We start from the raw sequence: 15,241 nt of genomic DNA, 5'->3' as shown, positions 1-15,241 counted from the left end.
CTGTGGGAGAAGGTGGATTGGCGCGCAGCGCCAAGACGGATGAGGGGTGCTGGAAGAAATGAGGCGTCGGCGTTCCCTGGAACACCCCTCATCCGACCGAGCTTCGCTCGGCCACCTTCTCTCACAAGGGGAGAAGGGAGCGGCGCCCTACTTGCCACGCGCCCGCTCCTCGGCCTGCGCCGCCAGTATCTTCCTCACCTCGGCAACCAGCTCGCTTTCCGCCACCGTCACCTGCGCTGGCCGCGCTGCGCGCCATTCGGCGTTGTCTGATATCTCGGCCGACATGCGTGCGCCCTCGATCAGGTCCTTGATCTGCACCTCGCCCTTGGCGCGCTCGTCGCCGCCCTGGATGATGGCGACGGGGCTGCCACGGCGGTCGGCATATTTGAGCTGCGCCTTCATGCCGGCGCCGCCGAGATACATTTCGGAACGGATGCCGGCGGCACGCAGCTCGGCGACCATCTTCTGGTAGCGGCCGAGGCTTTCGGTGTCCTTGTCCATGGTGAGCACGACGACCGGAGCGACGACATCAGAGGTGTCGAGCTTGCCGAGGTTCTTCAGCGCGGTCATCAGCCTGGAGACGCCGATGGAAAAGCCGGTCGCCGGCACTGGCTCGCCACGAAAGCGCGAGACGAGACCGTCATAGCGACCGCCGCCGCCGACCGAGCCGAAGCGCACGATCTGGCCATCCTCATTGGGGATTTCAGCCAGAAGCTCGGCCTCGTAGACCGGGCCGGTGTAGTATTCTAGGCCGCGGACGACGGAACGATCCATAATTATGCGGTCTTCGCCATATCCAGCTGCCCTTACCAAGTCTTCAATGATTGATAGTTCGGCAACGCCTTCGTTGAAGGACTGGCTGGCTTTCACCGTGGAATCCGGGTGCCCTAAATCACCTAGCTGAGGCTTCGCCGTAGCGTAAAGAACGGCCTCAGCTTGAACGTTGTCCAGCCCGGCGCCCTTGGTGAAATCACCGCTCTCGTCCTTGCGTCCGGTGCCAAGCAGTAGGCGCACGCCTTCGACACCCAATTTATCCAGCTTGTCGATCGCCCGCAGCACGGTCAGCCGGCGTCCGATGTTCTCGTCGCCACCAAGGCCGATCGCCTCCAGCACGCCGTCCAGCACCTTGCGGTTGTTGACCCTGATGACGTAGTCGCCGCGCTTGATGCCGAGCGCTTCCATCACGTCGGCCATCATCATCGCCATTTCGGCATCGGCCGCGACGCCCGGCGTGCCGACCGTGTCGGCGTCGAACTGCATGAACTGGCGGAAGCGGCCGGGACCGGGCTTTTCGTTGCGGAACACCCAGCCGGAGCGATAGCTGCGATACGGCTTCGGCAGCCTGTCATAATTCTCGGCGACGAAACGCGCCGTCGGCGCGGTCAGGTCGTAGCGCAGCGACAGCCACTGGTCGTCATCGTCCTGGAACGAGAACACGCCTTCGTTCGGCCGGTCCTGATCAGGCAGGAATTTGCCCAGCGCATCGGTGTATTCGATCAGCGGCTGCTCGACGGGCTCGAAGCCGTAAAGCTCGTAGACGCCACGGATCGTCGCCATCATCTTTTCGACGGCGCGGATGTCGTCGGCGCTGCGGTCGGCAAAGCCGCGCGGCAGCCGCGCTTTCGTCTTTTCCGATTTGTCGGCCATGGCATGGGTACTCGGTGTTTCGTGGCGCTCCGTGGATCGGCAAAACTCCTGAACTCCACAGCGCGGGTGTCCTAACCGATGCAGCCGGGAGCGGCAAGCGTTTGCACGTTTCCTGAAACAAACCGGACCCAAAACGAAACAATTCCGCCATAAGCGCGGCATCGTGCCGACACAATCGCAGCCGATAAAGCGCGCCGAAACAAGGGGTTCGGGCCATGACCACGGCACGGCAATTCGATATCATCGACAGTGGCGCCCGCGAGCTGCCCGCTCGTTTGCGGCCGGCCGACGGCCATGCGCCGAGACCGGCAGGCCAAACGGCGGGACCATTCGAGGTCGCGGCGGACGAGCGCAAGGGACCGACCATGCGTGATGCGCTGGTGACCAGCCTGCTGGTGATCTATCCGGCTTTTGCCACGCTTGCGGCCATTGTCGCCGGACTTTTCCTGGCCGGCGCCAGCGGCGCTTGAGTTTTTGAGCGCCCCTTTCCTTCTCCCCCTGTGGGAGAAGGTGGCCGAGCGAAGCTCGGTCGGATGAAGGGTGTTCCAGCTTGGCTGCGACAGCACTCCGTCCAACACCCCTCTTCCGTCTCGGCGCTGCGCGCCGATCCACCTTCTCCCACAAGGGGAGAAGGAAAGAAGGAGCTCACTTCGGCCGCTTGAACGCATTCCGTTCCGCCTCGACTTGCTCGCGGCAGACGCAGCCTTCAAGGTGGTCGTTGACCAGCCCCATGGCCTGCATGAAGGCGTAGACGGTGGTCGGGCCGACAAAGCTCCAGCCGCGTTTCTTCAGCTCCTTCGAAATCCGCACAGAAACCGCCGTGGTCGGATTGGCGCGCAGATGGGCGAGATCGACGATTCCGGGCCGTTCGTCCGGGCCGGGTTCGAACTTCCAGAACCAGGCGGCCAGCGAGCCGGCCTCGTCCGCCATTTCACGCGCGCGCTTGGCGTTGTTGATGGTGGAGACGATCTTGCCGCGGTGGCGGATGATGCCGGCATTGCCGAGCAGGCGCTCGACATCCTCGTCGGTGAAGGCGGCGATCTTGTCGATATCGAAGCCGGCGAACGCCTCGCGGAAATTCTCGCGCTTGCGCAATATGGTCAGCCAGGACAGACCCGACTGAAAGCCTTCGAGGCAGATCTTTTCGAACAGTCTGCGGTCATCGGTGACCGGCCGGCCCCATTCATGGTCGTGGTAGTGCAGATAATCCGGCAGATTGCCGTGCCAGAAGCAGCGCGCGATACCATCGGGGCCGGCGAGCAGGCCTGTCTTCTCATCCATGGCGGAATTCCATTCGTTAATGCGCCTTAGCGCGCCTTTTACTCCGGCTTTACCAGATTCCTGAACCGGCCAGTAACCACACCGAAAGGTTTACTGACAATGGAGCATTTTACGCATTCCGATTCACGTTTCGGTTGCCGCTCCGCGCCCAATGTCCACGAAATCGGGGACGCTTTTGCGCCCCCGGATGTTCGACGATCAAGGTGCGTTCCAATGAAGACATTTTTGTTTCCGCTGCTCGGCGCCGCAGCCGCGCTGGCCGCTGCCGCTACATCCTCCAGCGCCAATGACCGTTATGCCGACAGGCCGCCGGTGATGGTGAGCCCCGACCTTTCGGCGCCTTGGGTGCTGCAGCTTGGCCGCGCGCCGGGCATCGTCCGCCAAAACCGGCAAGAGATGCAAAAGCCGCAGCGCCGTTCTCAACGGCAGGCGCAACCGGCTCAGCTGCATACGGCCGCGGTGCAGGCGCCGTCCAAGAAGCGCATGGTCGCGCGCCCGCAGATCGACCCGATCTACTTGCCGCAGGAAGTCGCCTATGACGGTCCGCACAAACCGGGCACGATCGTCATCGATACGACAGAGAATTTTCTCTATCTGGTCGAGAACAACGGCAAGGCACGGCGCTATGGCGTCGGGACCGGCAAGCCGGGCTTCGAATGGGCCGGCAAGCACAAGATCTCGCAGAAGAAGGTCTGGCCCGAATGGCGGCCGCCGGCGGAGATGATCACGCGCGAGGCCGCCAAGGGCCGTTATCTGCCGACCTATGTCGCCGGTGGCAGCGAGAACCCGCTCGGCGCACGCGCGCTTTATCTTGGCTCGACGCTCTACCGCATCCACGGCACAAACCAGCCATGGACGATCGGCGGCGCCGTGTCGTCGGGCTGCATTCGCATGCGCAACGAAGATGTTGTCGACCTCTATGAACGGGTCAATGTTGGCACAACGGTTGTGGTGATATAGTTGCGGTCACGAATCATCTCGGCTAGAAAGACATTAGCTTTGGCTTTTTGAGGCCGGACGAAAGAACAACGGGGGACGGGCCGTGTGGGGATGCGGCCAGTCACGAAAGGGCAGCGCGGCAAGCCGTGCTGCCCTTTTTGTTTCTGCTGACATCCCTTGGCGGGCATATCTTCGCGCCGGTACGTCGCGCGACAGTCATAGCGGTTCGCTTTCGAGCTGCCATTATCCCAAGAGTTTTGCTATGTCGGCAGCAACACTTTCAGACAGAAGGTTCACGCATGTCCCTGTCCGATGACAGCCGCTATCTCAGGGGCGGCCCGGTCGCCCAACGCATCATCGCCTCGGTGCGCGTGGATGCAGCGATCGCCACCGCCGAAGGCTTTCCGCCCAAACTGATATCGATCACCGTCGGCGACACAGCTGCGGTGGATGTCTATGTCCGGAACCAGCGCGCCAAGGCAGCATTGGCCGGTATCGGTTTCGAGGAAAGGCGCTTTCCCGCCGACATCACCGCCGGCGAACTCGAAGCGGCGATCCACGGCCTTAATGCCGATCCGCGCGTCACCGGCATCATCATCCAGCGGCCGGTGCCGGCGCATATCCCGATCAAGACGCTTCAGGCGGCGGTGCATCCGCTCAAGGACGTCGAGGGCATGCATCCAGCTTCGATCGGCAACATCGTCTACAACCAGCTCGACCTCGCGCCGTGCACGGCCGCCGCTTCGGTCGAGCTGCTCAGGGAAACCGGCCTCGATCTCAAGGGGCTCGAGGTCGTCATCGTCGGTCACTCCGAGATCGTCGGCAAGCCGATCGCCTTCCTGCTGATGAGCGAAGGCGCGACAGTGACGGTCTGCCACCACATGACGCGCTCGGTGGCAGCGCATGCCCGCCGCGCCGACGCGCTGTTCGTCGCGGTCGGCAAGCCGCGGCTGATCAAGGCCGACATGGTCAAGCCTGGGGCGGCCGTTATCGACATCGGCATCAATGCCGAGATCGGACCGGACGGGGAGAGCCGCATCGTCGGCGACGTCGATACCGAGAGCGTCAAGGAGGTGGCGTCCTGGATCACACCGGTGCCGGGCGGCGTCGGTCCGATCACCGTGGCGATTCTTTTGCGCAATACGATGGTGGCACTCAGCCGCCAGCGCGCACGCTACCAGGCGACCTACGGTGTGGTGGACAAGCTCGCGGCGGAATAAGACGGCAGCGTTTCGGAGCGTCAGTGGATCACTCCGCTGCCACGACTGCCCTGTCTTTCGGGACACCTTCCGGCTGCGGTCCGCCATAAGCCCAGTCGAGCAGTTTTATCGTGTGCACCACCGGCATCTTCGCCGCAGAAGCGATCTGGGTGATGCAGCCGATGTTGCCGGTGGCGACGATTTCAGCACCCGTTGCCTCGATATTCCTGACCTTGCGATCACGCAGCTGAACCGAAATCTCGGACTGCAGGATGTTGTAGGTGCCGGCCGAGCCGCAGCAGAGATGGCCCTCGCGCGGCTCGCGCACGACGAAGCCGGCTTTGGCCAGAAGCTCCTTCGGCTGGCGGGTGATTTTTTGGCCATGCTGCATCGAGCACGCGGAGTGATAGGCGACGATGGTGCCCGGCTTGCGAACGGGTTCCGGCAGGTCGAGGCTCGCCAGATATTCCGTAATGTCCCTGGCCAACTCCGATACCCGCGCCGCCTTGTCGGCATAGGCCGGATCGAGGCGCAGCATGAAACCATAATCCTTGATCGTGGTGCCACAGCCGGACGCGGTGATGACGATGGCGTCAAGGCCGCCTTGGTCGATGGCTCGCGTCCAGGCGTCGACGTTGCGCCTGGCCGAGGCAAGGGCCGCCTCCTCGCGGCCCATATGATGCACCAGCGCGCCGCAGCAGCCCTCGCCCTCGGGCACCACGACCTCGACTCCAAGCCGCGTGAGCAGCGCGATCGTCGTGTCGTTGATGGCGGGATCGAGCACGGATTGCGCGCAGCCGGTGAGTATGGCGACGCGGCCTATTTTTCTCGTGCCCTGCCCGGCATGGATGCCCGGCGAAGCCTTTGGCGAGGCCGCCGGGACTGATGCCGGAGCGAGCTTGAGCATCGCGCCCAGCGGCTTCAGCGCCGGGATCTTTTCGAACAGTCCGGCGAATGGCTGGCCGAGCTTCGCCAGCTTGAGCGCAGCACGAAAACGCGAGGGATAAGGCAGGACAAAAGCCAGCATGGCGCGTGTCAGGCGATCGAGCAGCGGGCGCTTATAGGTCCCTTCGATATGGGCGCGGGCATGATCGACCAGATGCATGTAGTTGACGCCCGACGGACAGGTGGTCATGCAGGCGAGGCAGGACAGGCAACGGTCGATATGGGTGACGATCTCCTTGTCGGCGGGGCGACCGTTCTCCAGCATGTCCTTGATCAGGTAGATCCGCCCACGCGGCGAATCCAACTCGTTGCCAAGCGTCACGTAGGTCGGGCAGGTGGCTGTGCAGAAGCCGCAATGCACGCATTTGCGCAGGATCTTTTCCGATTCCGCGACATGCGGATCGGCAAGCTGGGCAGCTGAGAAATTGGTCTGCACGCAAAAGAATCCTAAAGTCCGAGGAACCAGCTTTCCGGGTTTTTGACCGGCTCGCCGCGCTGCAGCGCCTGCAGGCCGAGTATGCAGCGGGCGATGAACCAGACGGCGACGGCGAACATCAGCACGACGCCTATCGCCACCATCATCAGCACAACCGAGATCAGCGCGTAGAGCAGGCCGATCCAGAAGGTGCGGACCAGGAATGTGTAGTGGCTCTCGACGAAGCCGCCCGATTTGCCGCGGTTGATATAGGCAAGAACGATGCCGACAAGGCCGGTGACGCCGATCACCAGGCCGGCGAGATACAGAATGTAAATGATCAGTGCGTTGGTCGGACCGGGCTCCAGCCAGCGGTCGGTCTGGCGCGGCGCGGGTTTGCTTGAGTCGGTCGGGCCTGGATTGATGTCGCTCATGATGCTCCTCCCTCGGTTGCCGGGCCGAGAGTAACAGAGCTTGCAGCCGACGCCATACGGCCGGGATTGAGGATATTCTTAGGATCGAACTCGGCTTTGAGCCGCGCCGCCAACGCCGCCAGTTGCGGCGCCTGCGGCTCGAACACCGGCAAAGCGGCGCGATGCGACGGGGCGGCGCGCACCAGCGTCGCATGGCCGCCGCCATGCTGTCTCACCAGTCCGCGCAGAAGATCGGCTTCGGGATCGCCATGCTCCATGCGCAGCCAGATCAATCCGCCCTGCCAGTCATAGAAGGCATCGACCGCCGCCTGCATGCGCAGCGCCAACACCATCTGGTGGCCTTGCGCCGGCGCCATCGAGACGCGCCATACCGGCTTTGCCAGGCCGTCGACGAAAGGCGCACAATCTCTGATATCGCGCCAGACAGAATGCGAGATATCGCCCGAAATTTCCTCGAGCGGGCCGGCATTCCTGAGCAGATCTTTCAGCGCAGTAATGCGGTAGGCGACCGACGGACCGAAACCCTCGACGCGCAGCAATGTAGCGGCAGCGCTGCCGAGACTGCCACCGGCGACCCGTCCGGCAACGCGTTCGGGAAGATGGGCAGCGCTCGACACTTCGGCACTGGAGCCGAGCGCCAGCGCCATGGCGGCTGCGGCGTGATCGTCGAGCAGGCCGCGCAGAGTGAGCGTGACTTCGGTCTCGGCGGCTGGCAGCACCTTGAAGGTGACGTCGGTGAATACAGCCAGCGTGCCCCAGCTGTTGGCCATGAGTTTGGACAGGTCATAGCCGGTGACGTTCTTGACCACGCGGCCACCGGACTTGAACGCCTCGCCGCGACCAGAGACGGCTGCTATGCCGAGGATGTGGTCGCGCGCCGCCCCCGCCTTCAGCCGGCGCGGGCCGGACAGGTTCGAGGCCAGCACGCCGCCGATCGTGCCTTTTCCCTTTTCGCCGCCGAGCAGCGGGCCATAGTCCAGCGGCTCGAAGGCCAGCTGCTGGCCGTTTTCGGCAAGCAATTTTTCGATCTCGGCGAGCGGCGTGCCGGCCTTCGCCGACAGCACCAGTTCGGCCGGCTCGTAAAGCGTGACGCCGGACAGTTTCGACAGGTCGAGCGTGTGCTCGGTCTGCAGCGGACGGCCGATGCCGCGCTTGGAGCCATGGCCGAGGATTTCGAGCGGCGATTCTTCTGCCGCAGCCCAGGCGACGGTGGAGAGGACTTCGGCTGCGGTCGAGGGGGTGAAGGTGGTCATGGCGATCTCTGGTTCCTCGCGCCCGCGAAGCGGGGGAGAGGTGGCTCGGGCGAAGCCCGAGACGGAGAGGGGGCAATCATAGAGCGCCACCCCCAACCTTCTTGGCCGCAAAAACGAACCTCAGGTCCGAGGCGATCACGTCTTCGGCCAATCGCCCTTCCAGCACCGCAAGGATAGTCTCGCAAACGCTCGTCCGGCCCTTGAGTACGTCGACATTCCAGAACCGCACGACCGAGAACCCTTCGCCACGCATGAATTCGTCGCGTCGCCTATCGTAGGAACTCCCGGCATGCTGACTTCCGTCCAGTTCAACGACCAGCTTTTCGCTTCGGCAGGCGAAGTCGGCGAAATATGGCCCGATCGGCATCTGACGCACGAATTTGTATCCGCCCAGCTTCTTGGCCTTCAGCTCGTTCCAGAGGGTTGCTTCCGCCGGATTGTCGCCATGGCGAAGCGCGCGGGCACGCGCGATCCTTTCAGGTGAGCGTCGGCTTGGCACGTCGGCCGCAGGCCCCCTCTCCGTCTCGGGCTTCGCCCGAGCCACCTCTCCCCCGCTTCGCGGGGGCGAGGAACCGTCATTTTGAGACGTTGCCATCAAAACCTCGGAATGTCCGGAAACGCCATTTGCCCGCGATGCACGTGCATGCGTCCGAGCTCGGCGCAGCGGCGCAACTGCGGAAACACCTTGCCCGGATTGAGCAGATGGTTGGGATCGAAAGCGCATTTGACCCGCATCTGCTGGTCGAGGTCGATCTGGTTGAACATTTCCGGCATCAGGTCGCGCTTCTCCACCCCTACCCCGTGCTCGCCGGTCAGCACGCCGCCGACCTTGACGCAGAGCCGCAGGATGTCGGCGCCGAAGCTTTCCGCCTTGTCGAGCTCGCCCGGCATGTTGGCGTCATAGAGGATGAGCGGATGCAGGTTGCCGTCGCCGGCATGGAAGACATTGGCGACGCCGAGCCCGTATTTCTCGGAGAGCTCGCGCATGCCGGCGAGCACGCGCGGCAGTTCCTTGCGCGGGATGGTGCCGTCCATGCAGTAATAGTCGGGTGAGATGCGGCCGACCGCCGGGAAGGCTGCCTTGCGGCCGGCCCAGAAGCTCAGCCGCTCCTGCTCCGACTGCGAGATGCGGCAGGTGGTCGAGCCGTTCCTGTAGGCGATGGCTTCGACAAGGCCGATCAAATGATCGACCTCGACGCCCGGCCCGTCGAGCTCGACGATCAGCAGCGCCTCGACATCCAAGGGATAGCCGGCATGGACGAAATCCTCGGCTGCGTGGATCGCCGGGCGGTCCATCATCTCCATGCCGCCCGGGATGATGCCGGCGCCAATGATGTCGGCGACGCATTGGCCGCCCTGCTCGCTGGTCGGGAAGCCGATCAAAAGCGCGCGCGCCGTCTCCGGCTTCTTCAGGATGCGCACGGTGACCTCGGTGACGACACCCAGCAGCCCTTCGGAACCGGTCATGACCCCGAGCAGGTCGTAGCCTTCCGCGTCGAGATGCTTGCCGCCGAGCCGCACCACCTCGCCATTCATCAGCACCATCTCGATACCGAGCACATTGTTGGCGGTAAGGCCATATTTCAGGCAATGCACGCCACCGGAATTTTCCGCGACATTGCCGCCGATCGAGCAGGCGATCTGGGAGGATGGATCGGGGGCGTAGTAAAAACCCTCCTGCTCGACGGCGGTGGTGATGCCGAGATTGGTGACGCCCGGCTGGGCGACGACGATGCGGTTGGGAAAATCGATCTCGAGAATGCGGTTGAACCGGCTCATGACTAGCAGCACCGCGTCTTCGAGCGGCAGCGCCCCGCCGGACAGCGACGTGCCGGAGCCGCGCGGCACGACGCGGATGTTGCGGTCGTTGCAATATTTCAGCACGCGCGAGACCTGCGCCACCGTTTCGGGCAGCACCACGACCAGCGGCAATTGCCGATAGGCGGTGAGGCCGTCGCTCTCGAAGGCGCGCATTGAATTGGCAGCGTCGACCACGCCTTCGCCGGGCACGATCATGCGCATATCGGCGACGATCTCGTCGCGCCGGCGCATCGTGGCGTCGTCTGGCTTCGGCATCAGCAGGCCGGACATCAACAGCCTCCTTCGATTGACTGGTAAAAATCTTTTACCAGTGGCGGGTGCGTGTTGCAAATCCTGCTTGGCCGAAATCGGAAGCCAACGCCGGGACCGGCTTCTGCGGCGGCAATCTGCCGCTGGCTTTCTCCCCCCTTGAGGGGGAGATGGCCGCGAAGCGGTCAGAGGGGGTCCAGGCGCGTAAAGTGCCAACGTCATTTCTTGTCGGTAGAGCGTTGGCGCTCCACCGAGGCGACCCCCTCTGTCGCCTTCGGCGACATCTCCCCCTCAAGGGGGGAGACTACTCGCCTGGATGCTTCGCCGGTTCTGAGTGCATGCGGCGGACACGGCGCACGCCCCACCAGACGAGCAGGATGGCAAGCGGCACCGAGGCGGCAGTGACGACCTCCGGCGCAAAGACATGGCCGAAGATCGAAACGCCCTTGGCGACATAGCCGATGAGGCCGACGACATAATAGGAGACAGCAGCGACCGAGAGACCTTCCACCGTCTGCTGCAGGCGCAATTGCAGACGGGCGCGGTTGTTCATCGACGCCAGCAGACCGCGGTTCTGCTTCTCGACCTCGACATCGACCCAGGTGCGCAGCAGCGTGGTGGCGCGGGTGAGCTTCGTCGACAGATTGGCCTGACGCTCCTCGACCGAACGGCAGGTGCGCATGGCGGGGGCGACGCGACGCTGCAGGAATCCGCCCCAGGTGTCGTAACCGGGCACCGCCTCCTCCTCCAGCGCCTCCAGGCGCTCGCGGACGATGCCGTCATAGGCGCGGCTGGCGCCGAAGCGGTAGAGGCTGGAGGCGGCGTCGGCCTCCAACTCGGCGGCCAGCTCGGTTAGGTCGGCAAGCAGCGTCTGGCTGTCGCGGGTCTCGGCGACCTTCATTTCCAGCGTGGTCTGAGCCAGCCTGTCTTCGATGCGGCGGGCGCGACCGGACAAGGTCAGCGCCAGCGGCAGGCCAAGCATGGCCAGCGTGCGGTAGGTTTCGATATCGATCAGCCGTTGCGCCAGCGCGCCGGTGCGTGCCGGCGTCAGGCCGCGGTCGAGCACCAGCATGCGGGTCATGCCGTCGCCGTCCTGGCGGAAATCGGTGACGATAGCGGCGTTGCCGCGCTCGACCAGCGAATAGCACAGGCTGGTCGGGTCGAAGCCGGCGATCAGCTTTTCGCTCGCCTGCGTCCATTTGCGTATTTCGAGCCTGATGCCGGATATCACCGTTCCCGGCGGCGAAAACCCGTTGCCGAAAGGCGAATCTTCCTGGCGCTGGCCGCTCGCGGCGAGCGGCCCTTCCCACAGGTAGGTCGAGAATTCCGTGTGCCGTTCCCAGCGCAGCGAGCCCTTGCCCCACTTCATCGCATGGTGGCGGGCGTGGGGGTCGGGCGCGGCGATGCCGAGGCGTCGCGACAGTTCGGAAAGCACCGCCTGGTCGACGCCGGATCCGGCTTCGGTCATGAAGGAAAGCTGCACCAGCACGCGCGGTTTCTCGACCAGCGGATGCGGACGGGCGTGAACCTCGCCAAGCGCGCCAGGCCGTCCCTCATGCGCCGGAAAGCCCATGACGCTGCCCTTGACGCGAGGCTGAAATTCGAGATTGGACGGGTCATCTGCCACGGCTGGTCCCCCGGGCTTGCGCAATCGTCGTCCCTCTAGAGCCAATTGCCAAGGGACGCAAACAACAAGTTAGCCGAACGCGATATGCGGCGACAGCAGCGAAACCGACTCGGTCGGGAAAATTGGATAAATAATTTGACCAGTTGGCGACGCTGGCTTTATCTTGCGACACCGCTTCAATCCCCAGGCATCCCCGTTGAGCGACATTTTCTCCAGGATCGAGCATTCCCGCACCGCCGACGAGGTGGTGCAGCAGATCGAGAGCCTGATCCTCGAAGGCGTTCTGCGCACCGGCGACAGGCTGCCGGGCGAACGCGAGCTGGCACGCCAGTTCGAGGTGTCGCGGCCGATCCTGCGCGGCGCGCTGAAGGCGCTGGAGGGGCGCGGACTTTTGACGACGAGGCCCGGCGGCGGCACGTATGTCGCCGACGTCATCGGCCAATTGTTCACCAAGCCGGTGACGGACCTGATCTCCATGCACCGCAAGGCGGCGACCGACTATCTGGAATACCGTCGCGAGATCGAGGCGGTGGCGGCCGAGTATGCGGCGCGGCGCGCCACAGCCGACGACCTGGCGCTGCTCGACCGCATCATGGCGCGCATGGACGAGGCGCACCGGACCGGCAACTTCGACGACGAGGCGGAAATCGACGTCGAGTTCCACCACGCGATCTGCGAATGCGCGCACAACATCATCCTCCTGCACACGCTGCGCTCGTGCTACCGGCTGCTGTCGGAGGGCGTGTTCCAGAACCGGCTCTTGGTGTTCAACGTGCCGGGCGCGCGTGAGGCGCTGCTTTCGCAGCACCGGGCGATCTACGCAGCGGTGAAGGCCGGCGATCCGGCGGCCGCACGGCAGGCGGCGATGGACCACATCACCCATGTCGAACGCGCCATGGCCGAGGCGGAGCGCAGCGGCGACTGGCAGCGCGTGTCGCGGCTGAGGCTCATGCAGCGCTCCGAAGCCGGCGACGGCGAGCCGGCAAGGAAACGCACGTGAGCGCCGGGCAGACAAAATCAACAACGACGAATTAGCGAGAACCAGCGGGAAGCCCATGAGCATGATCCTCACCATCGCCGATCTCAAGGACCTGGCGCGCCGCCGCGTGCCGAAGATGTTCTTCGACTATGCCGATTCAGGTGGATGGACCGAAAGCACCTACCGGGCCAACGAGGAGGATTTCCAAAAGATCAAATTCCGCCAGCGCGTGCTGGTCGACATGAGCAACCGCTCGCTGGAATCGACCATGATCGGCGAGAAGGTGGCGATGCCGGTGGCGCTGGCGCCGACCGGCATGACCGGCATGCAGCACCCCGACGGCGAGATGCTGGCGGCGCAGGCGGCCGAGGAATTCGGAGTGCCGTTCACGCTGTCGACGATGAGCATCTGCTCGATCGAGGATGTCGCATCCGTGACCAAGAAGCCGTTCTGGTTCCAGCTCTACGTGCTGCGCGACAAGGATTTCGTCCTCGATCTCATCGACAGGGCGAAGGCTGCGAAATGCTCGGCACTGGTGCTGACGCTCGACCTGCAGATCCTCGGCCAGCGCCACAAGGATATCCGCAACGGGCTTTCGGCGCCGCCGCGCTTCACGCCGAAACACATCTGGCAGATGGCGACCAGGCCGGGCTGGTGCATTGGCATGGCGGGCACCAAGCGTCGGACCTTCCGCAACATCGTCGGTCACGCCAAGGGCGTCGGCGACCTCACCTCGCTGTCGTCATGGACGACGGAGCAGTTCGACCCGCATCTGTCGTGGAAGGACGTTGCTTGGATCAAGGAACGCTGGGGCGGCAAGCTGATCCTGAAGGGCATCCTCGACAAGGAGGACGCGCTGATGGCAGCCAAGACGGGCGCCGACGCGATCATCGTCTCCAATCATGGCGGACGCCAGCTCGACGGTGCGTCGTCATCGATCGGAGTGCTGGAAGAGATCGCCGACGCGGTCGGCGACACGATCGAGGTCCATATGGATGGCGGCATCCGCTCGGGCCAGGATGTGCTGAAAGCGCTGTGCCTCGGCGCCAAGGGCACCTATATCGGCCGGCCTTTCCTTTACGGCCTGGGCGCGCTCGGCAAGGATGGGGTTACAAAAGCCTTGGAAATTATCCGCAAGGAGATGGACATAACGCTGGCGCTGTGCGGAAAGCGTCTGGTAACCGACATGGGCAAGGATCAGCTTCGGCGTTAGACTCCCGTGACGGCATGATCACGGAGATGGAAGCATTGACCGCCCCCGGCATCCACTTTCTCGACGCGCGCGGACCGGAAGGCATGCGCCTTTATGCGGTCGGCGATGTGCATGGCCGGCTCGATCTGCTGGTCGCCATGTACCGCCGGATTGCGGCCGAGATCATCCAGGCGCGACCAGCCGACTGGCGTGTCATCTATCTCGGCGACTATGTCGACCGCGGCCCGGACTCCAAGAGGGTCCTTGATTTCCTGATCGAAGCGCGAAAACGCGACCGGCGTCACCTGATGCTCGCGGGCAACCACGACATCGGCTTCCTCGACTTCCTCGATGCCCCCGACGCAGACGGACTTTTCATGCGCTATGGCGGCATCCAGACCGCGCAATCCTACGGGGTGGCGATCAATGAAGGCGGCGGCGCGTGGTTTGGCAGGTCCGAGGCGGCACTGCGGCAAGGCCATGCAGCACTTGTCGAGGCCGTGCCGAAAAGCCATGTCGACTTCTTGCAGTCGCTGCCGTTTTCACTGACGTTCGGCGACTTCTTCTTCTGCCATGCCGGCATCCGGCCAGGCATTGCGCTGGAAAGTCAGACCACGCAGGACCTGATCTGGATCCGCGATATCTTCCACAACCATCCAGGCCTCCATCCGAAGATCGTGGTGCATGGCCACACACCGGTGCCGGAGGCCGAGGTGATGATCAACCGCGTCAATATCGACACGCTCGCCTACCAGACGGGAAACCTCACCGCGCTCGTCGTGGACGGCGCCGACAAGCGTATCCTGGTGGTGTCAGGTGAAAGGGCTTAAGGCGGGTCGCGCTTCAAGTCTTAGTTTGTTTATGTCGTTATCCCAAAACCGCTGCGCACCCTCGGGTCAAGCCCAAAGGCAGGCTTCTGGGTGGCACGCGCTAGCGAAGCGCGGCGGTGACGCCGTAGCCGTCGACGGCGTTGTGGTTGGCGGCTGCGTCGCCGGAATAAGTGCCGAGGCCGCACAACACGATGGCCGACAACATGGCAAAGGACAGAAGCGCTGCTTTCACGGACGTCATCTCTTGTTGAGCTTTCTGCATCTGTGCACGAGGCGGGTTACCAATGGGTTGAAACGAAAATACGATTTCGCGCTTCTAGGGATGTTCTGTATCGGCGATGTGTCGCGCGAGTGACACAAAGGGTTCATCGCGGTTGCACGGAAGATGCAGAGCGCGTGCCTTCTAGGGTGGCGGCCGGCCACAAGCCAA

General features: G+C 63.8%; 15 protein-coding genes. 6 read left to right on the top strand and 9 right to left on the bottom strand.

Translation table 11 applies throughout. The features are described 5' to 3' along the window. Window positions 1–147: 147 nt before the first annotated feature. A complete protein-coding gene (gene hisS, locus CIT25_RS05650) occupies window positions 148–1,647 on the bottom strand; it encodes a histidine--tRNA ligase (protein WP_095483580.1) in 1,500 nt (499 codons plus the stop codon). Between the two features lie 215 nt (window positions 1,648–1,862). Between hisS and CIT25_RS05645 the strand changes: the two genes are divergently transcribed. Next, the gene (locus tag CIT25_RS05645; protein WP_095483579.1) at window positions 1,863–2,117 is read left to right on the top strand and encodes a hypothetical protein; all 255 of its coding nucleotides are present in this window, start codon (window positions 1,863–1,865) and stop codon (window positions 2,115–2,117) included. A 175-nt stretch (window positions 2,118–2,292) separates the two neighbouring features. On the opposite strand, the gene CIT25_RS05640 is transcribed toward CIT25_RS05645, so the two are convergent. After that, window positions 2,293–2,928 carry a DNA-3-methyladenine glycosylase I gene (locus tag CIT25_RS05640; protein ID WP_095483578.1) on the bottom strand — a complete coding sequence of 212 codons (636 nt, stop codon included), beginning with the start codon at window positions 2,926–2,928 and terminating at the stop codon, window positions 2,293–2,295. A gap of 213 nt (window positions 2,929–3,141) precedes the next feature. On the opposite strand from CIT25_RS05640, the gene CIT25_RS05635 reads away from it, so the two are divergent. After that, complete coding sequence (locus CIT25_RS05635) at window positions 3,142–3,888, top strand: L,D-transpeptidase (RefSeq protein WP_095483577.1); 747 nt, start codon at window positions 3,142–3,144, stop codon at window positions 3,886–3,888. 278 nt (window positions 3,889–4,166) lie between these two features. Then, on the top strand, window positions 4,167–5,087 hold the full coding sequence (locus CIT25_RS05630; protein WP_095483576.1) for a bifunctional 5,10-methylenetetrahydrofolate dehydrogenase/5,10-methenyltetrahydrofolate cyclohydrolase: 921 nt from the start codon (window positions 4,167–4,169) through the stop codon (window positions 5,085–5,087). A gap of 28 nt (window positions 5,088–5,115) precedes the next feature. Here CIT25_RS05630 and glcF read toward each other — a convergent pair whose 3' ends face one another. The 6 genes from glcF to CIT25_RS05600 form a co-directional block, all read right to left on the bottom strand. Further along, on the bottom strand, window positions 5,116–6,447 hold the full coding sequence (gene glcF / locus CIT25_RS05625; RefSeq protein ID WP_095483575.1) for a glycolate oxidase subunit GlcF: 1,332 nt from the start codon (window positions 6,445–6,447) through the stop codon (window positions 5,116–5,118). A gap of 11 nt (window positions 6,448–6,458) precedes the next feature. Continuing rightward, a complete protein-coding gene (locus CIT25_RS05620) occupies window positions 6,459–6,860 on the bottom strand; it encodes a DUF4870 family protein (protein WP_095483574.1) in 402 nt (133 codons plus the stop codon). Beyond that, window positions 6,857–8,113, bottom strand: coding sequence for an FAD-binding protein (locus tag CIT25_RS05615; RefSeq protein ID WP_095483573.1), 1,257 nt, complete (start codon window positions 8,111–8,113; stop codon window positions 6,857–6,859). The genes CIT25_RS05620 and CIT25_RS05615 overlap by 4 nt, the downstream gene beginning before the upstream one ends. 76 nt (window positions 8,114–8,189) lie before the next feature. Beyond that, window positions 8,190–8,657: an endonuclease domain-containing protein gene (locus CIT25_RS05610; RefSeq protein ID WP_126103627.1), complete on the bottom strand. Its 468-nt coding sequence runs from the start codon at window positions 8,655–8,657 to the stop codon at window positions 8,190–8,192. Window positions 8,658–8,707: 50 nt separating this feature from the next. Further along, entirely contained in the window at window positions 8,708–10,204 is a 1,497-nt protein-coding gene (locus CIT25_RS05605; protein ID WP_095483572.1) for an FAD-linked oxidase C-terminal domain-containing protein, read from the bottom strand. Between the two features lie 283 nt (window positions 10,205–10,487). Further along, window positions 10,488–11,810: a DUF3422 family protein gene (locus tag CIT25_RS05600; RefSeq protein WP_095483571.1), complete on the bottom strand. Its 1,323-nt coding sequence runs from the start codon at window positions 11,808–11,810 to the stop codon at window positions 10,488–10,490. Window positions 11,811–12,006: 196 nt separating this feature from the next. On the opposite strand from CIT25_RS05600, the gene CIT25_RS05595 reads away from it, so the two are divergent. The 3 genes from CIT25_RS05595 to CIT25_RS05585 are packed head-to-tail and all read left to right on the top strand — an operon-like array spanning window position 12,007 to window position 14,811. Next, window positions 12,007–12,810 (top strand): FadR/GntR family transcriptional regulator, encoded by an 804-nt coding sequence (locus CIT25_RS05595; protein WP_095483570.1) that lies wholly within the window; start codon window positions 12,007–12,009, stop codon window positions 12,808–12,810. Between the two features lie 55 nt (window positions 12,811–12,865). After that, window positions 12,866–14,002, top strand: a complete 1,137-nt coding sequence (locus tag CIT25_RS05590; RefSeq protein ID WP_095483569.1) for an alpha-hydroxy acid oxidase — start codon at window positions 12,866–12,868, stop codon at window positions 14,000–14,002. 35 nt (window positions 14,003–14,037) lie between these two features. After that, on the top strand, window positions 14,038–14,811 hold the full coding sequence (locus CIT25_RS05585; protein WP_095483983.1) for a metallophosphoesterase: 774 nt from the start codon (window positions 14,038–14,040) through the stop codon (window positions 14,809–14,811). A 100-nt stretch (window positions 14,812–14,911) separates the two neighbouring features. On the opposite strand, the gene CIT25_RS38060 is transcribed toward CIT25_RS05585, so the two are convergent. Beyond that, the gene (locus tag CIT25_RS38060; protein WP_280953354.1) at window positions 14,912–15,043 is read right to left on the bottom strand and encodes a hypothetical protein; all 132 of its coding nucleotides are present in this window, start codon (window positions 15,041–15,043) and stop codon (window positions 14,912–14,914) included. Window positions 15,044–15,241: the final 198 nt, after the last annotated feature.

It is taken from the genome of Mesorhizobium mediterraneum (genome assembly GCF_002284565.1).
In the GTDB taxonomy this organism is placed as follows: domain Bacteria; phylum Pseudomonadota; class Alphaproteobacteria; order Rhizobiales; family Rhizobiaceae; genus Mesorhizobium; species Mesorhizobium mediterraneum.
Note: the sequence above shows the minus strand (reverse complement) of the source record. Positions and strands in the feature narration are given on the sequence as shown.